The organism is Pseudomonas sp. FW300-N2F2, assembly GCF_017351655.1.
GTDB classification, from domain to species: domain Bacteria; phylum Pseudomonadota; class Gammaproteobacteria; order Pseudomonadales; family Pseudomonadaceae; genus Aquipseudomonas; species Aquipseudomonas fluorescens_AA.
Map to the genome: position 1 here is coordinate 797,459 of NZ_JACNDQ010000001.1, position 24,545 is coordinate 822,003.

General features: G+C 61.9%; 21 protein-coding genes. 3 read left to right on the plus strand and 18 right to left on the minus strand.

The features are described from left to right. Positions 1-76: 76 nt before the first annotated feature. Complete coding sequence (gene nadA, locus J4E63_RS03690) at positions 77-1,135, plus strand: quinolinate synthase NadA (protein ID WP_003205010.1); 1,059 nt, start codon at positions 77-79, stop codon at positions 1,133-1,135. A gap of 207 nt (positions 1,136-1,342) precedes the next feature. Here nadA and J4E63_RS03695 read toward each other — a convergent pair whose 3' ends face one another. From J4E63_RS03695 to J4E63_RS03730, 8 genes are all read right to left on the minus strand, one after another. Further along, a complete protein-coding gene (locus J4E63_RS03695) occupies positions 1,343-1,831 on the minus strand; it encodes an RDD family protein (protein ID WP_060740916.1) in 489 nt (162 codons plus the stop codon). A gap of 94 nt (positions 1,832-1,925) precedes the next feature. Then, entirely contained in the window at positions 1,926-2,138 is a 213-nt protein-coding gene (locus tag J4E63_RS03700) for a cold-shock protein (RefSeq protein ID WP_003175786.1), read from the minus strand. 395 nt (positions 2,139-2,533) lie between these two features. Continuing rightward, positions 2,534-3,658: a glycine cleavage system aminomethyltransferase GcvT gene (gene gcvT, locus J4E63_RS03705; RefSeq protein ID WP_207281154.1), complete on the minus strand. Its 1,125-nt coding sequence runs from the start codon at positions 3,656-3,658 to the stop codon at positions 2,534-2,536. Positions 3,659-3,689: 31 nt separating this feature from the next. Next, positions 3,690-5,066: an L-serine ammonia-lyase gene (locus J4E63_RS03710; RefSeq protein WP_092441957.1), complete on the minus strand. Its 1,377-nt coding sequence runs from the start codon at positions 5,064-5,066 to the stop codon at positions 3,690-3,692. 238 nt (positions 5,067-5,304) lie between these two features. After that, positions 5,305-8,154 (minus strand): aminomethyl-transferring glycine dehydrogenase, encoded by a 2,850-nt coding sequence (gcvP, locus tag J4E63_RS03715; protein ID WP_192261162.1) that lies wholly within the window; start codon positions 8,152-8,154, stop codon positions 5,305-5,307. Positions 8,155-8,164: 10 nt separating this feature from the next. After that, positions 8,165-8,548 carry a glycine cleavage system protein GcvH gene (gene gcvH, locus J4E63_RS03720; RefSeq protein WP_060740920.1) on the minus strand — a complete coding sequence of 128 codons (384 nt, stop codon included), beginning with the start codon at positions 8,546-8,548 and terminating at the stop codon, positions 8,165-8,167. A gap of 469 nt (positions 8,549-9,017) precedes the next feature. Then, entirely contained in the window at positions 9,018-10,526 is a 1,509-nt protein-coding gene (locus J4E63_RS03725) for a sigma-54-dependent transcriptional regulator (RefSeq protein WP_207281155.1), read from the minus strand. A gap of 218 nt (positions 10,527-10,744) precedes the next feature. Continuing rightward, positions 10,745-11,650, minus strand: a complete 906-nt coding sequence (locus J4E63_RS03730) for a LysR family transcriptional regulator (RefSeq protein WP_207281156.1) — start codon at positions 11,648-11,650, stop codon at positions 10,745-10,747. Between the two features lie 113 nt (positions 11,651-11,763). Here J4E63_RS03730 and J4E63_RS03735 point away from each other — a divergent pair, with 113 nt between their 5' ends. Further along, positions 11,764-12,642, plus strand: coding sequence for an MBL fold metallo-hydrolase (locus tag J4E63_RS03735; RefSeq protein WP_207281157.1), 879 nt, complete (start codon positions 11,764-11,766; stop codon positions 12,640-12,642). A 254-nt stretch (positions 12,643-12,896) separates the two neighbouring features. Beyond that, entirely contained in the window at positions 12,897-13,511 is a 615-nt protein-coding gene (locus tag J4E63_RS03740) for an NAD(P)-dependent oxidoreductase (RefSeq protein WP_060740924.1), read from the plus strand. A gap of 42 nt (positions 13,512-13,553) precedes the next feature. Here J4E63_RS03740 and J4E63_RS03745 read toward each other — a convergent pair whose 3' ends face one another. The 10 genes from J4E63_RS03745 to J4E63_RS03790 form a co-directional block, all read right to left on the minus strand. Continuing rightward, a complete protein-coding gene (locus J4E63_RS03745) occupies positions 13,554-13,883 on the minus strand; it encodes a GlpM family protein (RefSeq protein WP_170842284.1) in 330 nt (109 codons plus the stop codon). Between the two features lie 24 nt (positions 13,884-13,907). Further along, positions 13,908-15,236: a sigma-54 dependent transcriptional regulator gene (locus J4E63_RS03750; RefSeq protein WP_058546102.1), complete on the minus strand. Its 1,329-nt coding sequence runs from the start codon at positions 15,234-15,236 to the stop codon at positions 13,908-13,910. Beyond that, positions 15,233-17,134 carry an ATP-binding protein gene (locus tag J4E63_RS03755; RefSeq protein ID WP_207281158.1) on the minus strand — a complete coding sequence of 634 codons (1,902 nt, stop codon included), beginning with the start codon at positions 17,132-17,134 and terminating at the stop codon, positions 15,233-15,235. Before J4E63_RS03755 ends, J4E63_RS03750 begins: the two co-directional genes overlap by 4 nt. A gap of 159 nt (positions 17,135-17,293) precedes the next feature. Next, positions 17,294-18,028 carry an amino acid ABC transporter ATP-binding protein gene (locus J4E63_RS03760; RefSeq protein ID WP_003204983.1) on the minus strand — a complete coding sequence of 245 codons (735 nt, stop codon included), beginning with the start codon at positions 18,026-18,028 and terminating at the stop codon, positions 17,294-17,296. Then, complete coding sequence (locus J4E63_RS03765; RefSeq protein ID WP_060743144.1) at positions 18,025-18,696, minus strand: amino acid ABC transporter permease; 672 nt, start codon at positions 18,694-18,696, stop codon at positions 18,025-18,027. The genes J4E63_RS03760 and J4E63_RS03765 overlap by 4 nt, the downstream gene beginning before the upstream one ends. Next, positions 18,696-19,442: an amino acid ABC transporter permease gene (locus J4E63_RS03770; RefSeq protein ID WP_092201528.1), complete on the minus strand. Its 747-nt coding sequence runs from the start codon at positions 19,440-19,442 to the stop codon at positions 18,696-18,698. The genes J4E63_RS03765 and J4E63_RS03770 overlap by 1 nt, the downstream gene beginning before the upstream one ends. Positions 19,443-19,633: 191 nt before the next feature. Continuing rightward, positions 19,634-20,548, minus strand: a complete 915-nt coding sequence (locus tag J4E63_RS03775) for a glutamate/aspartate ABC transporter substrate-binding protein (protein WP_060740928.1) — start codon at positions 20,546-20,548, stop codon at positions 19,634-19,636. Between the two features lie 447 nt (positions 20,549-20,995). Beyond that, positions 20,996-22,534, minus strand: coding sequence for a glycerol-3-phosphate dehydrogenase (glpD, locus tag J4E63_RS03780; RefSeq protein WP_207281159.1), 1,539 nt, complete (start codon positions 22,532-22,534; stop codon positions 20,996-20,998). A gap of 221 nt (positions 22,535-22,755) precedes the next feature. Next, positions 22,756-23,490 carry a hypothetical protein gene (locus tag J4E63_RS03785; RefSeq protein ID WP_103308474.1) on the minus strand — a complete coding sequence of 245 codons (735 nt, stop codon included), beginning with the start codon at positions 23,488-23,490 and terminating at the stop codon, positions 22,756-22,758. Positions 23,491-23,711: 221 nt separating this feature from the next. Then, positions 23,712-24,467, minus strand: a complete 756-nt coding sequence (locus J4E63_RS03790) for a DeoR/GlpR family transcriptional regulator (RefSeq protein WP_003204973.1) — start codon at positions 24,465-24,467, stop codon at positions 23,712-23,714. Between the last annotated feature and the right edge of the window lie 78 nt (positions 24,468-24,545).

The window sequence follows — 24,545 nt, forward strand, 5'->3', positions numbered from 1 at the left end:
CCGGCGGTACCCGAGTGGTCCGGAGCCGGGTGTATACTCGACTTTCGCGCTAAACGCGCTTGCAGGTCTTGCGAACATGACGCAAATTTCCGAACGCCTTCTGGTCCAGGCCCACCTCGACGCCAAGCAGCCCAAGCCGCTGACCGCCGAGCAGGAAGCCTGGTACCGCGCCGCCATCGCCGCCGAGCTCAAGGCTCAGGACGCGGTACTGGTCGCGCACTTCTACTGTGACCCGATCATCCAGGCCCTGGCCGAAGAGACCGGTGGCTGCGTGTCCGACTCCTTGGAAATGGCCCGCTTCGGCAATGCCCACCCGGCCAAGACCGTGGTGGTGGCCGGGGTCAAGTTCATGGGCGAGACCGCCAAGATTCTCAACCCCGAGAAACGCGTGCTGATGCCCACCCTGGAGGCCACCTGCTCCCTGGACCTGGGCTGCCCGGTGGACGAGTTCTCGGCGTTCTGCGACCAGCATCCGGAGCGCACCGTGGTGGTTTATGCCAACACCTCGGCGGCGGTCAAGGCCCGGGCCGACTGGGTGGTGACGTCCAGTTGCGCGTTGGAAATCGTCGAGAGCCTGATGGACAACGGCGAGACGATCATCTGGGGGCCGGACAAGCACCTGGGCACTTACATCCAGCGCAAGACCGGCGCCGACATGCTGCTCTGGGACGGTGCCTGCATCGTCCACGAAGAGTTCAAGTCCAAGCAGTTGGAGGACATGAAGGCGCTGTACCCGGACGCCGCGATCCTGGTGCACCCGGAGTCGCCGACATCGGTGATCGAGCTGGCGGACGCCGTGGGCTCCACCAGCCAGTTGATCGCCGCGGCCCAGACCCTGCCGAACAAGACGCTGATCGTCGCCACCGACCGGGGCATTTTCTACAAGATGCAGCAGCTGTGCCCCGATAAGGTCTTCATTGAAGCCCCTACCGCCGGTAACGGCGCGGCGTGCCGCAGTTGCGCACACTGCCCATGGATGGCCATGAACACCCTGGAGCGCACGCTCAAGAGCTTGCAGGAAGGTGCCAACGAGATCTTCGTCGACCCGGCGCTGATCCCCCAGGCGATTCGCCCGCTCAAGCGCATGCTGGACTTCACCCAGGCGGCGCGGATGAAGCTGGCGGGGAATGCCTGATCGTTGGGAGACTGATGGTCTTTGAGCGTTAGGGGCTTGAGGCCTTAAAGCTTTTTGTGGCGAGGGAGCTTGCTCCCGCTGGGCTGCGAAGCAGCCCTTCTTGCCAGCGGCCCGATCACTCAGATCGACCATGCAAGCCATCCACGACTGCTGCGCAGCCGAGCGGGAGCAAGCTCCCTCGCCACAAGGCTGTTTTGCAGTCGGGAATTACTTGGTCTTCTTGGGAATCCGCACCAGCTGCGTTTCCGAGTAGATGTCGTGCCAGCTGCGCTGGCGCTTGTCGAACAGCGCCCAGATGAAGCCCAACCCCACCAGCAGCAGTGACGCAATCGACACCACGAACCGCAACAGCGCCTGCCACAGGCTGATGGCTGTGCCATCGGCGTTTTGTACGCGGATGCACCAGACCTGCATGCCCAGGGTCTGGCCGTTGTGGGTCCAGAACTTGGCGAAGAAGCCGAACAGCACGAACAGCAGCACGGTGGACAGCAGCGGGTCGCCGTCCAGCGCACCGGCTTCGGTCAGGGCGCGCATTTTTTCTTCGCCGATGATCGCCATCTGGATCATCTTGTAGGCACCGCTGGTGACGATCAGCAGCGCTGTGCACAGCAAAAAGTCATAAAACATCGCCGCCAGGCGACGGCCCAGGCCGGCGGGGGGAAAGTCGCCCTGGGGCGTGAGCAGGTGTTTCGGCATGACGGCCTCGGCTGAAAAAAGAAGCCATTTTACGGATTTACGCCCATAAAAAAGCCCCTGATATCAATCAGGGGCTTTTTAGTGTGCGAAAGCCTCAGGCTTCGGCTTGAACCTCGTCAGCCTGCATGCCTTTCTGGCCTTGCACGGCAACGAAAGTCACTTTCTGGCCTTCTTTCAGGCTCTTGAAGCCGTTGCCCTGGATGGCGCGGAAATGCACGAACAGGTCCGGACCGCTTTCAGGCGTGATAAAACCAAAACCCTTTTCGTCGTTGAACCACTTGACGGTACCGCTCTGACGTTGAGACATTTTCTTATTTCCTTTGACGCTAAAATTGATGACAGCCTCTTTCACATGAAAGAGTACTGGGCTGGGTTGCAGGAAAGTAAGAGACGTCGAACGGGATGTAGCGAACTTCATAAGCTACTGCCCAGGTCACGATTCCAAGCGACCCATGCAAACACAGTGACCAAACTCTACGCCAACTTCGAATAAAAAAACAACCCCCTCGGAAGGCCCCGTATTTGCTCAGCTTGCCCGCATTTACGCCGCTTGCGGAGCAGGGCTTATTCGATAGGCTAGTTCAATTGTTTACGATCGTTATAAGGTCGGTTGAATGTCTAAAGATATGCACCTTTTTATGGCGGTTGCGTGACACATTAGTGCACGTATAACGCAACCGCGTTACTTATAGAAACAACCAATCAGCCGCGGTAGTAGCGCTGTGGAACGAATGGCATTTTGCTTACAAGCAAAGGCACCCTTTTCCCACGCACGATGGCCCAGACCGGCGTATCCAGTGCCACATAGGCGCTGTCCAGGTAACCCATCGCCAACGGCGCGCCCAAGGTCGGGCCGAAACCGCCGCTGCACACAGAACCGATGATCTCGCCGGCTTCGTTGACGATCTCCGCGCCTTCACGCACGGGTGTGCGTTCCTGGGGCAGCAGGCCGACGCGTTTGCGCTTCACGCCGCCCTGTTGTTGGGCGAACACGCTCTCAGCGCCGGGGAAACCACCGGCGCGGGCGCCATCGGCACGCCGCACTTTGGAAATGGCCCACAGCAGGCTGGCTTCGATCGGCGTCGTCTCGGTGTTCATGTCGTGGCCATACAGGCACAGGCCGGCTTCCAGGCGCAGGGAGTCACGGGCACCGAGGCCGATGGCCGCGACTTCCGGCTCGGCCAGCAAGGCGCGGGCGAGTTTTTCCGCGTCGGCGGCGGGTACGGAAATTTCGAAACCGTCTTCACCGGTGTAGCCCGAACGGCTGACAAAGCAATCCACGCCCAACAGCGTGACGCGCTGGAACTGCATGAAGGTCATCTTTGCCACGTCCGGCGCCAGGCGGGCGAGCACGGTGACGGCGGCCGGACCTTGCAGGGCAAGCAGGGCGCGGGCCTCGAACAGCGGCTCGATGTTGCACTGATCGCCAATGTGCGCACGCAGGTGGGCCAGGTCCTGATCCTTGCAGGCGGCGTTGACCACCAGGAACAGTTCGTCATTGCCCAGGTTGGCGACCATCAGGTCGTCAAGGATGCCGCCGTTGTCGTTGGTGAACATGGCGTAGCGCTGCATGCCCACCGGCAGGTCGATGATGTCCACTGGTACCAGGGTTTCCAGGGCCTTGGCGGCGCCTGCGCCGCTCAGGCGGATCTGGCCCATGTGGGACACGTCGAACAGCCCGGCCTGATCGCGGGTGTGCTGGTGTTCCTTCATCACGCCCAGTGGGTACTGCACCGGCATGTCGTAGCCGGCGAACGGCACCATGCGGGCGCCGAGTTCGAGGTGCAGGGCGTGCAGCGGGGTTTTCAACAGTTGTTCGGTGGACATATCAGCTCCTGGAAAATGAGAGTGGCGCGCGTCAGCATTCGATGATGTTGACCGCCAGACCGCCGCGGGCGGTCTCCTTGTATTTGCTTTTCATGTCGGCGCCCGTCTGGCGCATGGTGCGGATGACTTTGTCGAGGGAGACGAAGTGATGCCCATCGCCGCGCATGGCCATGCGCACCGCGTTGATGGCTTTCACCGAGCCCATGGCGTTGCGTTCGATGCACGGCACCTGCACCAGCCCGCCGATCGGATCGCAGGTCAGGCCGAGGTTGTGTTCCATGCCGATCTCGGCGGCGTTTTCCACTTGCTGCACGGTGCCGCCGAGCACTTCGCACAAGGCCCCGGCAGCCATGGAACAGGCCACGCCGACTTCACCCTGGCAACCGACTTCGGCGCCGGAGATGGAGGCGTTTTCCTTGTACAGGATGCCGATGGCGGCGGCGGTCAGCAGGAACCGCACCACGCCATCCTCGCTGGCTCCGGGGATGAAGCGCATGTAGTAATGCAGCACGGCCGGGACGATGCCCGCCGCCCCGTTGGTCGGGGCGGTGACGACGCGCCCGCCGTAGGCGTTTTCTTCGTTGACGGCCAAGGCATACAGGTTGACCCAATCGAGCACCGACAGCGGGTCGCGCAGTGCGGCTTCGGGGTTCTTGCACAACTGGCGATGCAACGCCGCGGCCCGGCGCTTGACCTTCAGCCCGCCCGGCAGAATCCCTTCGTTGCGGCAGCCGGCCGCCACGCAGTCCTGCATCACCTGCCAGATCTTCAGCAGGCCGGCGCGGGTCTCGGCTTCGGGGCGCCAGGCGCTTTCGTTGGTCAGCATCACCTGGCTGATGGACAGGCCATAGGTGGTGCAATGGCCCAGCAGGTCCTTGGCGCTCTTGAACGGGAAGGTCAGGGGCGTGGCGTCTTCGACGATGCGGTCGGCGCCGGCGGCGTCTTCATCCACGACAAAGCCGCCACCGACCGAGTAGTACTCGCGGCTGCGCACTTGCAGCCCGGCGGCATCGAAGGCGCGGAAGATCATGCCGTTGGGGTGGAAGGCCAGCGGCTTGCGGATCATCGCCAAGTGCAGTTTTTCGTTGAATTCGATGGCGTGTTCGCCGAGCAGGTTCAGGCGACCGTTGCTGCGGATCTCCTGGAGCCGGGCGTTCACCGTTTCGGTGTCCACGGTGTCGGGATGCTCGCCCTCCAGGCCCAGCAACACGGCCTTGTCACTGCCATGGCCCTTGCCGGTGGCACCGAGCGAGCCGTAGAGCTCGACCTTGACGCTGGTAATGCTTTCAAGCAGATCGTCACGGCGCAGCCCTTCGGCGAAACGGGCAGCGGCACGCATCGGGCCGACGGTATGGGAGCTGGAAGGACCGATACCGATCTTGAACAGGTCGAACACGCTTAACGACATGGTGTTTCTCCGGTTTCTTTTTATGAGGATCGACGGTTATGAAATGGAGCACAGGCTCCTTTGTGGGAGCGAGCTTGCTCGCGATAGCGGAGTGTCAGTCAACATTTCTGTCAGCTGTCACACCGCTATCGCGAGCAAGCTCGCTCCCACAGGGAGATGTGGTTTCCTTGAGAAGGTGACCTTCCACAAGGTTCGCGGTGTTGTTGAGAGGTGGCGAGCAAGCCCGCCCCTCCATAGGTCAAGCGTAGCTTTCGATCGACGGGCAGGCGCAGACCAGGTTGCGGTCGCCGAACACGTTGTCGACCCGGCCCACCGGCGGCCAGTACTTGCCATCGATCAACGACGCCACCGGGTACACCGCCTGTTCGCGGCTGTAGGGGTGAGTCCACTCGCCGACGAGCTCCGCCGCGGTGTGCGGGGCGTTCTTCAGCGGGTTGTCGTCTTTGTCCAGGCTGCCGTTTTCCACCGCGCGGATTTCTTCGCGGATGCAGATCATGGCGTCGCAGAAACGGTCCAGTTCTTCCTTGGATTCGCTTTCGGTCGGTTCGATCATCAACGTGCCGGCCACCGGGAACGACATGGTCGGCGCGTGGAAACCGAAGTCGATCAGGCGCTTGGCCACGTCATCGACACTGATGCCACTGCTGTCCTTGAGCGGACGCAAATCGAGAATGCACTCGTGGGCCACCAGGCCGTTGCTGCCGGAGTAGAGCACTGGGTAGTGTTCTTCCAGGCGACGGGCGATGTAGTTGGCGTTGAGGATCGCCAGTTGCGACGCGCGCTTGAGGCCCGCACCGCCCATCATGCGGATGTACATCCAGGTGATCGGCAGGATGCTCGCGCTGCCGAACGGCGCCGCGCACACCGCGCCTTCCTTGCGCGCCATGTTGGCGTGGCCCGGCAGGAACGGCGCCAGGTGCGACTTGACGCCAATCGGACCGACGCCCGGGCCGCCACCGCCGTGAGGAATGCAGAAGGTCTTGTGCAGGTTCAGGTGCGACACGTCGCCGCCGAACTTGCCCGGGGCGCAGAGGCCGACCATGGCGTTCATGTTGGCGCCGTCGATGTACACCTGGCCGCCATTGTCATGAATGATGCCGCAGATTTCGCGGATGCCTTCTTCGAATACGCCGTGGGTGGACGGGTAGGTGATCATCAGCGCCGCGAGGTGTTCGCGGTGCTCGATGGCCTTGGCCCGCAGGTCTTCGATGTCGACGTTGCCACGGGCATCGCAGGCCGTCACGACCACGCGCATGCCGGCCATGTTGGCGGTGGCCGGGTTGGTGCCGTGGGCCGAGGACGGGATCAGGCAGATGTCGCGACGGTCTTCGCCACGGCTCTGGTGATAGGCGCGGATCGCCAGCAGGCCGGCGTATTCGCCCTGGGAACCGGCGTTGGGTTGCAGCGACACCGCGTCATAGCCGGTGGCGGCGCAGAGCATGGCTTCCAGTTCGTCGGTCAGTTGCTGGTAGCCAGCGCTTTGCTCGGCCGGAGCGAACGGGTGCAGGGCGCCGAACTCGGCCCAGGTCACCGGGATCATTTCGCTGGCGGCGTTGAGTTTCATGGTGCAGGAGCCCAGCGGGATCATGGTGCGATCCAGGGCCAGGTCCTTGTCGGCGAGCTTGCGCAGGTAGCGCATCAGCTCGGTTTCGGAGTGGTAGCGGTTGAACACCGGGTGGCTGAGGATCGCCGATTGGCGCACCAGCTCGGCCGGGATGCGGCTTTGCACGGTGGCGGCCAGTGCCGCGAAGTCCGGCAGGGCCTTGCCGTCGGCCAACAGGTTCCACAGCGCTTCGACGTCAGCTTGGCTGGTGGTCTCGTCCAGGGACAGGCCCAGGCGTTCCGTGTCCACCACACGCAGGTTGATGCGTTGGGCGCGGGCCTTGTCGTGCAGGGCGGCGGTTTGCGCGCCGGTGCGCAGGGTCAGGGTGTCGAAGAAGCTCTCTTGCTCGACGCTCAGGCCCAGCGCGCCCAGGCCCTTGGCGAGGATCGCGGTCAGGTGATGGATGCGATTGGCAATTTGCACCAGGCCCTTGGGGCCGTGGTACACGGCGTACATGCTGGCGATGTTGGCCAGCAGCACCTGGGCGGTGCAGATGTTGCTCGTGGCTTTCTCGCGGCGGATGTGTTGCTCGCGGGTCTGCATCGCCAGGCGCAGGGCCGGCTTGCCGAAACGGTCCACGGAAACACCGACCAGGCGGCCGGGCATGTCGCGCTTGAAGGCGTCCTTGGTGGAGAAGTACGCCGCGTGTGGGCCGCCGAAGCCCAGCGGCACGCCGAAGCGCTGGGCGCTGCCGATGGCCACGTCGGCACCGAATTCACCCGGCGGGGTCAGCAAGGTCAGGGCCAGCAGGTCCGCGGCAACGGCCACCAGGGCGTTGGCGGCGTGGAAGCGTTCGGTCAGTTCGCGGTAGTCGAACAGGTCGCCGTTGCTGGCCGGGTATTGCAGCAGCGCGCCGAAGAAGCCGCTGACGTCGCTCAGTTCGCGCTCATCGCCCACCACTACGTCGATGCCCAGGGGCTCGGCACGGGTGCGCAGCACGTCGAGGGTTTGCGGGTGGCTGTGCACGGAGGCGAAGAAGGCGTTGCTGCCCTTGTTCTTGCTCAGGCGCTTGCAGAAGGTCATGGCTTCGGCGGCGGCGGTGGCTTCGTCGAGCAACGAGGCGTTAGCGATCGGCAGGCCCGTGAGATCGCTGATCAGGGTCTGGAAGTTCAACAGCGCTTCGAGACGGCCCTGGGAAATTTCTGGCTGATACGGGGTGTAGGCGGTGTACCAGGCCGGGTTTTCCAGCAGATTGCGCAGGATCGGTGCCGGCGTGTGGCAGTTGTAGTAGCCCTGGCCGATGTAGGTCTTGAACAGTTGGTTCTTGCTGGCGATGGCCTTGATCGAGGCCAGTGCGTCGGCTTCGCTCTGGCCGTCGCCCATGTCCAGCACGCTGGTGCCCTTGATGCTTTCCGGGATGACGCTGGCGCTCAACGCTTCCAGGGAGTCGTAACCCAGGCGCTCGAGCATGGCTTGCTCGTCGCTGGAACGCGGGCCGATGTGGCGGGCGATGAATTCGTTGGCGGTGCCGAGATTAACGGTCATGGTGCGCTCCTCAGGCTTCGGCGTTGGCTTTGATCAGGCGATCGTAGGCGTCTTGATCCAACAGCTTAGCCACTGCGTCGGCGTCGGTCGGTTTAAAGCGGAAGAACCAGCCTTCGCCCAGCGGATCTTCGTTGACCAGTTCCGGGCTGGCGTCGAGCTTGTCGTTCACTTCGAGCACTTCACCGTCCAGGGGCATGTACACACCGCTGGCAGCCTTGACCGACTCCACGGTAGAGGCCTCGGCGCCTTTGTCATAGGCCTGCAATTCAGGCAGTTGCACAAAAACCACGTCGCCCAATGCGTTCTGCGCGAAAGCGGTAATACCTACGGTGACGCTGCCGTCGGCTTCGGTGCGCAGCCATTCGTGATCTTCAGTGAAACGCAACTCGCTCATGGAAACTCCTGGGGCCAGATTCGTCTGGTGGACGCGAAGAAAGGCGCGGGGCTTGGCCCGGCCGAATGGTTATATCCATAGCAAGAATGCGGCCAATGTTATTAATGCCTTATGTATCAATGGCTTGAATGGTTTCATCAAGTCTTGGATTGACTTGGCTGTAGCGAAATCGCTACAGCTGGACGCCTGGAAAAAATCGTTGTGGGATCAAAGCCTTGCACGGTGCAGGTTAGCGCAAGGTGTAGCGATATCGTTCCACTGTAGCGCTTTCAGTACAGGTGGAGGTCGTTTTTGGCTTCGATTCTGAAGGCACGCTGGCCCATGGAAAACCCAAAAAGTCAGAGGGGTGTCCACCTTTTTGGGGTCAGTCACCTTGTGGGAGCGAGCTTGCTCGCGATAGCGGTGGTTCAGTTTGCACTGAGGTGACTGGCAGTCCCCCAATCGCGAGCAAGCTCGCTCCCACAGGGGCCTACGGCTTCCCGGAAATCCCGTACTTGCGCAACCGATGGGCAATCGCGGTATGGGAGGTTTGCAGGCGGCTGGCCAACTGGCGGGTGGAGGGGTAGTTGGCGTAGAGGCTTTCGAGCAGGTGCTTCTCGAAGGTTTCCACGGCCTGTTCCAGGCTTTCGACTTCCACATCGCCCTGGCGCGCCACGGAGGTGCCGGCGATGTCCAGGTCGCCGATGTCCACCAGGCTGCTTTCGCAGATGGCGGCGGCGCGGAAGATCACGTTCTGCAATTGCCGCACGTTGCCCGGCCAGCGGTTGCCCAGCAGCGCCGGGTAAGTACCGGGAGCCAGGCGGCAGACCGGGCGCTGGATCTGCGCGCAGGCCTGCTGCATGAAGTAGCGCGCCAGCAGCAGGATGTCCTGGCCGCGTTCACGCAGCGGCGGGACTTCGACGTTGAGCACGTTCAGGCGATAGAACAGGTCCTCGCGGAACGAGCCTTCGCTGACCATTTTCTCCAGGTTGCGGTGGGTGGCGCTGAGGATTCGCACATTGACCTTGACTTCCCGGTCGCCGCCGACCCGGCGGAAGCTGCCATCGTTCAAGAAACGCAGGAGCTTGGCTTGCAGGTACGGCGACATCTCGCCGATTTCATCGAGGAATACCGTGCCCTGGTTCGCCAACTCCATCAGCCCTGGCTTGCCGCCCCGTTGTGCCCCGGTGAAGGCGCCGGGGGCGTAGCCGAACAGCTCGCTTTCCGCCAGGTTCTCCGGCAGCGCGGCGCAGTTCAGGGCCAGGAACGGCGCGCTGTGACGGGCGCTGATGGCGTGACAGGCCCGGGCCACCAGTTCCTTGCCGGTGCCGGTTTCGCCCTGGATCAGCAGCGGTGCATCCAGGGCCGCGACGCGCTGGGCCCGGGCCTTGAGGGTGCGGATCGCCGGGGATTCGCCCAGCAGTGCGTCGAAACCTTCGGCGTGGTCGTGGTGCAGGGCTGACAGACGCTCGCCGATGCGATTGGGCTGATAGAGCGTCAGCAGCGCGCCGGCGTCGGTGATGGGCGTGGCGTCCAGCAGCAAGGTCTGGCCATTGAGGGTGACCTCCCGCAAGGGCAGGCGGAAACCATTTTCCAGCAGGGCGCCGAGCAACGTCTCGTCACTGAACAGCTCGGCCACGCTTTCCCCGGCCGGTTCGCGACCATACAGGGCGATCAGCGCCGGGTTGGCCAGCAACACCTTGCCGACGCTGTCCAAGGCCAGCACGGGGTCGGTCATGGCGGCGAGCAAGGCATCGAGCTGCAAGTGCCGACGCTGGCCCGGCAAGATGTCCACCACGGTGACCGCCTGCACGCCGCGCACGCTGAACAGGGCCTCGCGCAGTTCGTCAAGCACTTGCGGGCTGAGGGTCGGGGCATCGATGTAGACGTTGGGCGGCACCATCTCCACCGCATCCAGGTTGAGATTGCGCCCACCGAGCAAGGCCAGGACTTCCTGGGTGATGCCGACGCGGTCGATGAAACTGACGTGGATACGCATGGGGCGGTTTGGGTTCTGGGATGCGGAGGGTGGCCAGTATGCCTTGGGGCGGGCTGTTGGTGAAATCCTGGGACGGTACTTGAGAAAACTACCTTGGCCCTTGTGGGAGCGAGCTTGCTCGCGATAGCGGAATGTCAGTCAACCTCTCTGCTGGCTGTCACACCGCTATCGCGAGCAAGCTCGCTCCCACAGGTGGACAGTGGTGAGGCGAATGTTGGCTACAACCCCACATCCCACTCCGGCGTCTCGGGAAATTTCAGCACCAGAAAATCCAGCAGGCTGCGCAGCGCCGAGGGCATGTGCTTGCGTGAGGCGTACACCGCGTACATGTTCATCCGGCGCGGTTCGGCATGGGGCAGCAGGCGGATCAGTTCGCCGTTCTTGAGGTGGGCGCCGGCCTGGTAGCTGGGCAGCATCGCCACGCCTGCGCCGGCTATCGTGGCTTGAAGCAATGTGCTGGCTTCGTTGGCGCTGATGTTGCCTTGCACCGGCACCGAGACCTGCTCGCCGTCCTGCTCGAAATGCCACAGGCTCTTGCCGACGTAGGAGTGGGTCAGGCAGTTGTGCCGGCTCAGGTCTTCCACGCGCAGCGGTGTCGAATGCTCACGCAGATACCGCGGCGAGGCGCAGATCACCGAACGGCAGACCGTCAGGCGGCGGGCGATCAGGTTCGGGTCCAGGTCGTTGCTCATACGGATCGCCAGGTCGATGCGCTCGTCCACCAGGTTCACGGTGCGGTCGAGCATCTGCAGGTCGATGCTCACCCCTGGGTAGTGCTTGACGTAGTCGGCCATGGCGCTTGCCAGTTGGGCCTGGCCGAACGAGGTGCTGGCGCTGATGCGCAACATGCCCCGTGGCGCGCCGTCCGGGGTGCCGACGGCGGCTTGCATGTCGCCGGACAGCTCCAGCATCTGCCGGCAGCGCGGCAGGATCTCGGAACCTGCGGCCGTCAGGCTCAGCTTGCGGGTGGTGCGGTGCATCAGCCGGGCGCCGACCCAGTCTTCCAGCTCCGCCAGATACCGCGACACCACGGGTCGCGACAGGTCCAGGTGCTCAGCCGTTGCCGACTGACTGCCCAGGTCGACCACCGTGACGAACACCCGCATTGCTTGTAGACGATCCATGATTTGCCCGATTTCAGAAACAAACTATGTTCCAGCATCGCATTTTTTGTAACGAGTCAGGTAACTAAGCTCAGTCTCATTCCCCTGACGGGTTTTTGGACAACGGAGCACACATGACCGGCTTTATCCCACTCAAGCGCCTGCTGCTGGCAACTGCCGCCCTGGCTTTCACTGCCCAGACCTGGGCCGCCGACTTGACGCTCGACGTCTACAACCCTGGCGCGGCAGCGGTTTTTCCGGTGACTTCGGTGTTGGTCAGCGGTGAAAAAGAGGCGATTCTGGTGGACGCCCAGTTCGGCAAATCCCAGGCCGCCGAGGTGGTGGAAAAAATCCGCGCCAGTGGCAAGCGATTGACCACGATCTACATCAGCCATGGCGATCCAGACTACTATTTTGGCCTGGAGACCCTCACCGCCGCGTTCCCTGAGGCCAAGGTGCTGGCGTCGGCGCCGACCGTCGAACACATCAAGCAGACCATGGACGGCAAACTGAAATACTGGGGGCCGATCCTGAAGACCGATGCGCCGGCCAAAGCCATCGTGCCCCAGGTGCTCAAGGGCGATAGCCTGACCCTGGAAGGCCAGCGCTTGCAGGTCGTCGGCCTCGATGGTCCGCAGCCGGAACGCAGTTTCGTGTGGATTCCATCGATCAAGGCCGTGGTGGGCGGTGTCGTGGTGGCCGAGAACATTCATGTATGGATGGCCGATACCCAGACGCCGCAGTCTCACAAGGATTGGCTGGCGACCCTCGCCAACATTGAAAAACTGCAACCGAACACGGTGATTCCGGGTCACTACCTGGGTGACAGCGCCCGTTCCCTGGCCCCGGTGCGCTTCACCGCCGGCTACATCAAGGCTTTCGACGAAGAAACCGCCAAGGCCAAGGATTCCGCCGCGCTGATCCGCGCCATGAAACTACGCTACCCGGACCTGGGTGAAGACAGCTCCCTGGAGCTCAGTGCCAAGGTGGCGAAGGGCGAGATGAAGTGGTGAATGACTGATTGTGTGGCGGGGTGCTTGTTATCAATGGCTTTTGGCTGAGGTGCTTTTGTGGCGAGGGAGCTTGCTCCCGCTCGGCTGCGAAGCAGTCGCAAAACGATCCACGGGGTGTGCCCGACGTAGGGTATCCACCGGTTTGGGGTCGCTGCGCGACCCAGCGGGAGCAAGCTCCCTCGCCACATATGCCACGACGATGTACCGCGTCAACCGCTTCAAATGGCATTTATGTGTAATCACTGGAGAACACCATGAGCAAAATCGCAATCATCGGCGCCACCGGCCGGGCCGGCAGCCAACTGTTGGAAGAGGCCCTGCGCCGTGGTCACAGCGTGACGGCCATTGCCCGCAACACCGCGAAAATCGGCGAAAGGGCCGGGGTGGTCAGCAAGCAGGTGGACGTATTGGACAGCGAGGCGTTGATCGCCGCCATCGACGGGCATGACGTGGTGATCAGTGCCACGCACTTTGCCAGCGTGCCAGCCGACAAGGTCATCGCACCGGTGAAAGCCGCCGGGGTCAAGCGCTTGCTGGTGGTCGGCGGGGCCGGTTCGTTGCTGCTGCCGGATAACAGCCGGGTGATCGACAGCGACGGCTTCCCGGAGGAATACCTGGCTGAAGCCAGCGCCGGTGCCTTGTTCCTGGATGTGCTGCGCAAGGAACAGGACCTGGACTGGACCTTCCTCTCGCCTTCGGCGGAGTTCGTGGAAACCGAGCGCACGGGCCAGTTCCGTGTCGGCAAGGATCACCTGCTGTTCGACGCCGACGGGCGTAGCTGGATCAGCTTTGCCGACTACGCCATTGCGATGATCGATGAAGTGGAGACGCCGCAGTTTTCGCGGACGCGATTTACTGTCGGCTATTGAGCCGTAGGTTTTGTAGGCGCTGTCGAGCAGCGCCTACAGGGATCAGCCGTGCACCCGCACCCAAACGGTGACCAGCACCGTCGCAGCCATCAGCCAGGCGACGGCTGCCACGGCCAATGAGGCTTCGAGGCGCAGGCGGTCGACCATGACGTACAGTGTTGCGAGATAGACGAAGTACGGAATGATCGACCACATGCCAAACACGATGGTGGTCTTCAGATCGTCCACCGAGCGACCTTTGCCGACGATGTAGTGGGCAATCAGGGCGAAGGTGGGGAACAGCGGCACCAGCCCGGCGATGTAGTAATTCCTGGTCTTGGCCAGCATCGCCAGGATAACCACCACGGCTGCACCCAGCGCCGCCTTGAAAATCAGGTCCACACGTTCACCCTTCGGTTAATGGCTCAGGCCATATTTTTTGACTTTGTCGAACAGCGTGGTCTTGGCCATGCCCAGTTCCTGACTGGCCTGGGTCAGGTTGCCACCGCTGCGTTGCAGGGCGTCCACCAGCAGGTTGCGCTCGAAGGCTTCCACCGCTTCGGCGAAGGCCAGGCCCTGGCTGCCGCCACTGGCACCGGAGCGCTTGAACGCCGGCAGGCCGAGGGCGTAGCGCTCGGCGACGTTGCGCAGTTCGCGCACATTGCCCGGCCAGTCGTGGCTCATCAGGTTCGACAGGGTCTGGTTGTCCAGCTCCGGCACCGTGCGGTCGAAGCGCAGGGACGACTGCTGGAGAAAATGCTCGAACAATTGCAGGATGTCTTCGCGCCGCTCGCGCAGTGGCGGCAGTTCCAGGGTCACCACGTTGAGGCGGTAATACAGGTCGCTGCGGAATTGCCCGGACCGGCCCATTTCGTCCAGGTCGGACTTGGTGGCGGCGATCACCCGGCAATCCACCGCCACGCTCTGGTTCGAGCCCAGGCGTTCGAGGGTGCGTTCCTGCAACACGCGCAGCAACTTGATCTGCAAGGGCAGGGGCATGCTTTCCACTTCATCGAGAAACAGCGTGCCGCCATCGGCGTGCTCGATCTTGCCGATCCGGCGTTTGCCGGCACCGGTGAAGGCGTTGGCCTCGTGGCCGAAAATCTCGCTTTCGAACAGGTTCTCCGGCAGGCCGCCGCAGTTCAGCGCGACGAACTGCTTGTCGTGGCGCCGGCTGAAATCATGCAGGCAGCGGGCGACCAGTTCCTTGCCGGTGCCGGTTTCGCCTTCGATCAGGACGTTGGCCGAGGTGTCGGCGACGTTGGCGATCAGCGCGCGCAGATGCTGCATGGCCGGCGAGCGGCCAATGATCCGGCCTTCCAGGGAGTCGCGTTCGGCCAGTTGCCGACGTAGCGATGACACTTCCCGGGCCAGGCTGCGCTGTTCCAGGGCGCGACGGGCGACGTCCACCAGGCGCTCAGGGGAGAAGGGTTTCTCCATGAAGTCATAGGCGCCTTTTTGCATGGCACCGACGGCCATGGAAATGTCGCCGTGGCCGGTGATCAGCACCACCGGCAGGCTGCGGTCCCGCGCCTTGAGACGAGTCAGCAGTTCCAGGCCGTCGATGCCCGGCAGCCGAATGTCGCTGATGACGATGCCGGCAAAGTTATCGTCGACTCGCTCCAGGGCCTCTTCGGCGCTGCCCACGCCGATGCAGGGAATGTCCTCCAGGCTCAGGGCCTGCTGGCAGCCCAGCAGGACGTGGGGGTCGTCTTCGACGATCAGTACGCTCAGGTCGTGGTTCATAGCGGCTCGGCAGGTGAAAGGCTGACCAACGGTAGATTGAGGACAAACGTGGTGCCACGCTCGAGCGGGTACTCGACGCCCAGGTGCCCACCCGCGGCGGCGGCCAGGCTCGCCGAGAGCGTCAGGCCCAGGCCCAGGCCCTGTTCGCCAGGTTTGGTGGTGAAGAACGGTTCGAACAAATGCTTGCGGGCTTCAGGATCGATGCCGTGACCATTGTCCCGCACCCGAAGGCGATATTTGCCATCGGCGGCCTGGCCGTCGAGCCACAGTTTCGGCTCGGGTTGCGTTTGCATGGCGTCCAGGGCGTTGCCGATCAGGTTCACCAGGATCTGTTCGAGGCGGGTCTGGTCGATTTGCAATTGGACGTCATCGAAACCGCTGTGGATCTGGATGTCCAGGTTTTCCAGGCGCCCGCCCAGCAATTGCAATGCGGCCTCGACGGCCTTGCCCAGGCTGGCCCGGCCCTGGTCGTCGCCGCGCCGGGCGAAGGCGCGCAGGCTGGCGGTGATCCGGCCCATGCGGTCGATCAATTCGTTGATGGTCTTGAGGTTGGTGCTGGCGATGTCCAGCTGGCCGCGCTCCAGGAAGCGCACGGTATTGCCGGACAAGGTGCGCAGCGCCGCCAGCGGCTGGTTGAGCTCATGGGCGATGCTGGTGGACATCTGGCCGATGGCCGCCAGTTTACCGGCCTGGACCAGTTCGTCCTGGGCCCGGCGCAAGGTCTCTTCGGCCTGGCGCCGCTCGCGGATCTGGGCCTTGAGTCGTTCGTTGCTGGCGCGCAGGTCGGTGGTGCGTTCGGTAATCCGACGCTCGAGCTGGTTGTTGGCTTCCTGCAAGGCTTCCCGGGCCGCAAGGCGGGTGGCGATGACCTTGCGTCGTTCGTTCCAGGCGATCAGCAGGAACGCCACCAGGGCGAAGGCCACGGCCACCAGGATGCCTTGGTTGATCGCCTGGCGACGCAGGTCTTCAAGGGGCGTCAGCAGGGTGAAATTCCACGGCGTATCGCTCAAGGGCCGGGTCTGCGACAAATAGCTGATGGCGCGCTCGTCGGACACCAGTTCGGTGTTGGCCGGGAAGGTCAGCTTCTCCATGCCTTCGGCCAGGCGTTCCCGGGCCAGGGGCACCAGTTCGTTGAGCGGGAACCAATAATATTGCAGGCTGCGGGCCAGGCGCTCCTTGGTCTCGTCGCTCAGGGGACGCACCGACTTGAGCCGTCGCGCCGGGTCGCTGGACAGGATGATGATGCCGTTCTCATCACTGACGAACGCCTCCAGCCGCGCTCGCTGCCAGCGCTCTTCCATGGCTTCGAGGCGCACCTTGACCACGGCCACGCCAATGATCTTGCCCTGTTGCTCCAGGCCATGGGCCAGGTAGTAGCCGGGTTCGCCATTGGTGCTGCCGATGCCGTAGAACCGTCCCGGCTGGCCGCGTACGGCGTTCTGGAAATAGGCGCGGAAGGACAGGTCTTCGCCCAGGTAACTGTCGACATCGCGCCAGTTGCTGGTGGCCATCACCCGACCGGTGGTGTCCATCACGTAGATGGCCCGGCTGCGGCTGCGGCGGTTCAGGCCTTCGAGGTATTCGTTGACGGTCTTGCGATGCTCGGGCGTGGGGTCGTCAAGCAGTTGTGAGACACTCGATTCAAGCTCCAGCAGGCTGGGCAGGTAGGTGTACTTGCTGATCTCGCTCTCGACCGCACGGGCGTGCAGCTCCAACTGGCGCTCGCCATTCTCGGCGAGGCCGCGTACGCCATAGTGCTCGCTGATCCAGAAGCCGAGGTAACCCAGGCCGATCATCAGTGCAATGACCAGCGGCGGCAGGAACAGATGGCGGATCAGGCGGGGTTTCACGGCGAGTGATGGCGGCGCGGCGCGATAAAGGGTGGGGTCGCATTTCATCACAGAAGCCTTGGGTCAACCACAACACAAATCTACAAGCCAACTCCGATCCCTTGTGGGAGCGAGCTTGCTCGCGAAAGCGGTGTGTCAGCCACATTGATGTTGAATGTGCTGCCCTATTCGCGAGCAAGCTCGCTCCCACAGTGGGGAGCGGTGTTTTTAGTGCTGCAGGATTTTCTCAAGGAAATGCTGCGCGCGTTCGGAGCGGGCACTGATGTCGCCGAAGAACTCTTCTTTCTTGCAGTCCTCGATGATCTGGCCCTGGTCCATGAAGATCACCCGGTTCGCCACTTTGCGGGCGAAGCCCATTTCGTGGGTCACGCACATCATGGTCATGCCTTCGTGGGCCAGTTGCACCATCACGTCGAGCACTTCGTTGACCATTTCCGGGTCAAGGGCCGAGGTCGGTTCGTCGAACAGCATCACCACCGGGTCCATCGCCAGGGCTCGGGCAATCGCCACGCGTTGCTGCTGGCCGCCGGAGAGCTGGCCCGGGTGCTTGTGGGCGTGGGCCGAGAGACCGACCCGCTCAAGCAGTTGCAGGCCTTTCTTGGTGGCTTCTTCCTTGCTGCGGCCCAGCACCTTGATCTGCGCGATGGTCAGGTTTTCGGTGATGGTCAGGTGCGGGAACAGCTCGAAATGCTGGAACACCATGCCCACGCGCGAACGCAGTTTCGGCAGGTTGGTCTTCGGGTCGGCGATGGAGGTGCCATCGACCACGATGTCGCCTTTCTGGAACGGCTCCAGGGCGTTCACGCATTTGATCAGCGTGGATTTGCCCGAACCCGATGGCCCGCACACCACCACAACTTCACCCTTGCTGACCTCGGTGCTGCAATTGGTCAGTACCTGGAAGTCCCCATACCACTTGTTGATGTTCTTGATAGAGATCATACGGCGAACCTTTTTTGCAGACGCTTGACCAGCAGCGAGGCGGCAAAGCTGATTGTGAAGTACACGAGACCTGCGACGATCAGGAACTCATTGGAGCGGCCGATGATGTCGCCATTGGCCCGCGAAGCATTGAGGAAGTCCACCAGGCCGACCGTGTAGACCAGCGAGGTGTCCTGAAACAGGATGATGCTCTGTTGCAGCAGCAGCGGGGTCATCTTGCGAAACGCCTGGGGCAGGATGATCAGGCGCATGGTCTGGCCATAGTTCATGCCCAGTGCCTGTGCCGCGCCCATCTGGCCCTTGGGGATCGACTGCACGCCGGCCCGCACGATTTCGCAGAAGTACGCCGCCTCGAACATCATGAACGCCACGACGCAAGAACCGAATGCACCGATCGGCGTGTCTTCGCCGGTGATCCAGCGCAGCACGAACGGCACGGCCAGGTAGAACCAGGTGATGACCAGCAGCAGCGGAATCGAGCGGAAATAGTTGACGTAGGCGCCGGCGATGTTGGAGATCAGCTTGTTGTGGGACAGGCGCATCAGCGCCAGGATCGTCCCCAGGATGATCCCGCCGACCACGCCCATGGCCATCAGCTTGAGGGTCATGACCATGCCGTTCCACAAGCCGGGAATGGCCGGTATGACGCCAGTGAAATCGAATTCCATCATTTACCCCCCACGGAGATCAGGCCGGGCACCGCGACTTTCTTCTCGACCATGCGCATGAGCAGCATCAGGCTCATGTTCAGGGTGAAGTAGATCAGCGTCGCCAGGGTGAAGGCTTCGAACAGGTTGGCGGAGAACTCGGCGGTCTGCTTGGTCTGCGCGAGCAGCTCCATCAGCCCGATCAGCGAGGCCACGGAGGAGTTCTTGAAGACGTTGAGGAATTCCGAGGTAAGCGGCGGAATGATGATCCGATAGGCCTGGGGCAGCAGCACGTTCCAGTAGATCTGCGGCAGCTTGAAACCCATGGCTCGGGCGGCGGATTCCTGGCCGCGCGGCAGCGCCTGGATACCGGTGCGCACTTGTTCGCAGACCCGGGCGGCGGTGAACAGGCCCAGGCACACGACGACGCTCAGGTAGGCCGAGGTGGTCGGGTTCAGGTCCTGCTTGTACCACTCCTGCATATCGGCGGGCAGCAGGTCCGGCACCAGGAAGTACCAGATGAACAGCTGAACCAGCAGCGGCACATTACGGAAGAGTTCCACGTAGCAGGTGGCGATCCCCGACACCAGCCGGTTCGGCACGGTGCGCATCACGCCGAGCACCGAGCCCAGCAGCAGGGCGATGATCCAGGCCACGACGGCGATGGCGATGGTCCAGCCCAGGCCGGCCAGGTACCAGTCGAGATAAATCTCGCTGCCCACGCCGGTGGACTTGAAGAACACGCCCCAGTCCCAGTTGTAATTCATTAGGGTCTCCCCTCAGATCGTTCGAGATACAAATGCCCGCCTGGGGAAGCTCCGTTCCCGCCCGGCTTGGAGGCCAGGCACACGCGATCGGCTCGACAGCCACCGGTTCGAGTGTTTTCCAAATTTGCCAGCAGGGAGTGACCATCCCCTGAAAGGGCCGGGCCCCTTCAGGAGATAAGGTTAGTCAGAAATCAGGATTTCTTGTCGTCAGCCGCTTTATCGGTTGGCTTGGCGATCAATGCCTTGAGTTCGTCGCTCATCGGGAAGTTCAGGTTCAGGCCTTTTGGCGGGATAGGTTGCATGAACCATTTTTCGTAGATCTTGTTGATCTCGCCCGAAGCGTAGGTGGCCTTGATGGCGTCATCCACAGCCTTTTTGAACGGCTCGTCGCCCTTGCGCATCATGCAGCCGTAGATTTCGTAGGACTGTGGTGTACCGGTCACGGCCCAGTCGTCGGCTTTCTTGGCCTTGGCGGCTTCGCCGGCCAGCAGGGCGTCGTCCATCATGAAAGCAACCGCACGGCCGCCTTCGAGCATCTGGAAGGACTCGCCATGGTCCTTGGCGGAGATGACGTTCATGCCCATTTGCTTGTCGGCGTTCATGGACTTGAGGAGGCGCTCGGACGTGGTGCCGGCGGTGGTCACGACGTTCTTGCCCTTGAGGTCGTCGAAATCCTTGTACTTGGAATCTTTCTTGGTCAGCAGCCGAGTGCCGATCTCGAAGATGCCAACGGAGAAGTCAACCTGCTGCTGACGCTCGACGTTGTTGGTGGTGGAGCCGCATTCCAGGTCCACGGTGCCGTTCTGCACCAGCGGGATACGGGTTTGCGAGGTGACCAGGTTGTACTTGACCTGCAGGTTGGGCAGGTCCAGGTCTTTCTTGATCGCTTCGACGACTTTCAGCTGGATGTCGTGGGAGTAGCCGACCGGCTTGCCGGAAGCGTCCGCGATGTAGGAGAACGGAATGGAAGCGTCGCGATGCCCAAGCGTAATGACGCCGGACTCTTTGATCTTTTTCAGTGTGCCGGTCAGTTCGGCTGCGAAAACCGGAGTGCTGATCAGAGCGGCAGCAATGGCTGCGCCCAGGAGATGGGGAACGATACGCATCGATGTTTCCTCGACATTGTTTTTTTTATTTCGGCCGGTTCGTCGGCCCTGAGTACTTCGAGATACCTGGCAGCTCCTGGTGTGTTGGCGTACAGGCATTCGTCTCCAGAAGTGTAGAGCATGACTCGTGCCAGGCCAGGGTGGTCTGTTTAACTTGTTGTTTTAAATGGTGATTAATGTTTTGTTTCAGGTTTTAGGCGGGCTGTTTTATCCGGTTAGCCGAACTGACTGGCGGGTCGTGTTCGGAAAACCGAATGGCTTGAGCCTGCCCCCGATTCATTGTGGGAGCGAGCTTGCTCGCGATAGCGGTGTGTCAGTCCCATGGATGTTGAATGTGCTGGCCTCATCGCGAGCAAGCTCGCTCCCACAGGGGCATCGGTGGACGCCAGATAGCAAAAAGCCCCTGAATCGCTGGATTCAGGGGCTTTGGGTGTTGCGGGATATCGGTCAGGCCGCTTCGATCTTGCGACGGTTGTGCTCGACCTTATCCAGGTACTGCTGCAGCTTCTCTTGCTCGGCCGGGGTGGTGAACAAGCCCAGCTTGCTGCGGCGCCACAGGATGTCCTGGGCGTCGACGGCCCACTCGTCGCTGCACAGGTAATCGACTTCGCGGGTGTAGAGGCCGGCGCCGAGGTGTTCGCCCAGGTCGCCAAGGTCATGCACGCCTTCGAGCATGCGCCAGGTACGGCTGCCATAAGTGGTGGCCCAGCGGCGGGCGATGTCGGTCGGCAGCCAGTCGAACTTGTCCCGCAACGCCGAGCACAGCGCTTGCGGGGTGGTCATGTTTTCGCCGCCGGGGAGGGCCTCTACGGCGGTCCAGCTTCCGCGCATCTGCGTGAAGTAGGGAGCCAGTTGCGCCATGGCCGATTCGGCCAATTTGCGATAAGTGGTCAGCTTGCCACCGAACACCGACAGCAAGGGCGCTTCTTCACCGCCACCGGAAAGCGCCAGGGTGTAGTCCCGGGTGACGGCCGACGGGTTGTCGGACTCGTCGTTGCACAGCGGACGTACGCCGGAATAGCTGTGCAGGATATCGTCGCGGCTGATCTGCTTCTTGAAGTGGGCGTTGACCACCTTCAGCAGGTAATCGGTTTCGCCTTCGGTGATCGTTACCTTGGCCGGGTCACCGGTGTATTCCCGATCAGTTGTGCCGATCAAGGTGAACTGGTTCAGATACGGAATAGTGAACACGATGCGCTGATCTTCGTTTTGCAGAATGTGCGCGTGCTCGCCTTCGTAGAGTTTCGGCACGATCAGGTGGCTGCCCTGGATCAGGCGGATACCGTAGGGCGACTCCATCTTCAGATCGTCGCGAATGAACTTGGCGACCCAAGGACCGGCGGCGTTCACCAGCGCCTTGGCGCGGATCGAAAACAGGCTGCCGTCGGCGCGTTCCAGGTGCAAGTGCCACAGTCCTTTGCTGCGGCGGGCGTTCACACAGCGGGTGCGGGTGTGGACATGTGCGCCTTTTTCCCGGGCGGCCATGGCGTTGAGCACCACCAGTCGCGCATCGTCGACCCAGCAGTCGGAATATTCGAAGCCTTTGGTGATTTCGCTTTTCAATGCGCTGTCGGCACCGAATTTCAGGCTTTTGGAGCCTGCGAGCTGTTCACGTTTGCCCAGGTGATCGTAGAGGAACAGGCCGGCGCGAATCATCCAGGCCGGGCGCAGGTGCGGGCGGTGGGGCAGCACGAAGCGCATTTGCTTGACGATGTGCGGGGCCTTGGTCAGCAGCACTTCGCGTTCGGCCAGTGCTTCGCGCACCAGGCGGAACTCGTAATGTTCGAGGTAGCGCAGGCCACCGTGGATCAGCTTGCTGCTGGCCGACGAGGTATGGCTGGCCAGGTCGTCCTTTTCACAAAGGAACACCGAAAGACCGCGACCGGCAGCGTCCGCGGCAATCCCCACGCCATTGATACCGCCGCCAATGACGGCGACGTCATAGATCTCGGCGAGAGGGGGCGTAGGCAAGGTAGAAGTGGGCATCGGCTGGCCTCGGGTTCTTTTCGTAATATTTGAATTCGAACATAAATGTTCATTTGCGAAAATACTAGCCCATAAAGACGGCAACAGCCAGCCGTCTTTGATTGAAAATACTGATCAAAGGAAAGTGAAAGGAAAATTTTCGAAGAAATTAGGGCGTGGGGGCAGGCTTGGGGAAATGGCACCGGCGACACGGATAGCGCATCGCCGGGGCTTGCTTGGTATCAACTGCGGCTGACTTGTAGGACGGCGGAAAGCGAATGTATGAGAACGTTTTCATCATTACCCGTGTAGTAGGTAATGCGTACTTCTCCGCCATCCTCGGTCAGGTCCAGGATAGGGCGAACAATGACTACAGAGAGATCAGGGCCTACCCCAAAGCGCTCCATATAGATCACTCTGCCGTCGCGTCCATAGCTTGTCCATCGAGCGTCAATAACCACAAGTCGGGGGAAAAGAACAGTGAGCCCGGGGGCGGCGATCTGGTCCGGGTCCAGCAGGCCATCAGCTGCCGCGGGCACAGTAGGAGGTGGGTTCGACGGGGTTGATGCCCAGGAGACTACAAAATACAGTCCGGTAATCGCCGACTCCTTCTTCGTACCACCGGAAGCCGGAAAAACCTCGTAGCTGACCTGAGGGCGCGCTATATCACCTCCCGCAGGCGTGCCTGGGTCTGCCAGTAGAACGCTCTTGGGCACAATGAAATCCAGAAAGCGCTCCGTATCTCTTACGGATAACTTCGTGTAGTAACTGCTCGCTTCATGACTGCCTCGCCATAACAGCTGGACTGTGTCGTTTTTTGCCATTTCCGGATAGACCGCCACGCGGACCACAACCCCTGAGTCGGGAACCGCGGGCAAATCCAGCACCCCCGACTCTGGAGGGACGTCCATGACCATCGGACGATCAAGAAGATGGATGCCGGGAAGATAACGCAGGCTTTTTATCGGATCGTTCATAGTAGTAGCTCCACACACTCAAGTTATGGCAGCTACTACGTGCCGTGGTCATTTGGTTAACGCCCGCTCGGCTGGTGCGCAGCGGATCTCCAAACGAACGCAGGAATGAGAGGGCACAAACCCAATGTCAGGGTCTGTCAGCAAATCTGGTATTCGACAGCTTGGCTACTTTCAAACTAGCAGAATTTTCAGGCCCGTAACGCTGGAGGGATAGATGGCAGTCAGACCACCTCCAGCCGAATCTTGTGCTGGCTCAACAACTGCGCCAGGGCCGGCACCGGTTGCTGGTCGGTCACCAGGCAATCGATCAGGCTGATGGGGCCCAGGCGGACCATGGCATTGCGTCCGAACTTGCTGGAGTCCGCGGCCAACAGCACTTGCCGGGCGTTGGCGATGATGGCTTGGGAAACCCGCACTTCCTGGTAGTCGAAGTCCAACAGGCTGCCGTCTTCATCGATCCCGCTGATGCCCACCAGGGCGAAGTCGACCTTGAACTGGTTGATGAAGTCGACGCTGGCCTGGCCCACCACGCCGCCGTCACGCCGTACGTTGCCGCCGGCGATCAGGACTTCGAAGTCGTCCTTGGCGCTGAGGATCGAAGCCACGTGCAGGTTGTTGGTGATGACCTTCAGGTGGTTGTGATTGAGCAGGGCCCGGGCGATGGATTCGGTGGTGGTGCCAATGTTGATGAATAGCGAGGCGTGATCGGGGATCTGGGCGGCGATGGCTTCGGCGATGCGTTGTTTTTCGTCGCGCATCTGGTCGGCGCGCATGGCGTAGGCGGTGTTTTCCACGCTTGAATCGTAGGCGGCGCCGCCGTGGTAGCGGCGCAGCAGGTTCACTTCCGCCAGTTGGTTGATGTCGCGGCGGATGGTTTGCGGGGTGACGACGAATAACTGCGCCATTTCCTCGATGCTGACGTAGCCGCGTTCGCGGACCAGTTCGAGGATTTGCTGCTGGCGGGGAGGCAGATTCATGGGGCTTCCTTTGGGCTGCCGTACAAAATTTGCCCATGATGCCGCAGGAATCCGATCCCGACCAGTTTCAGAACCTTG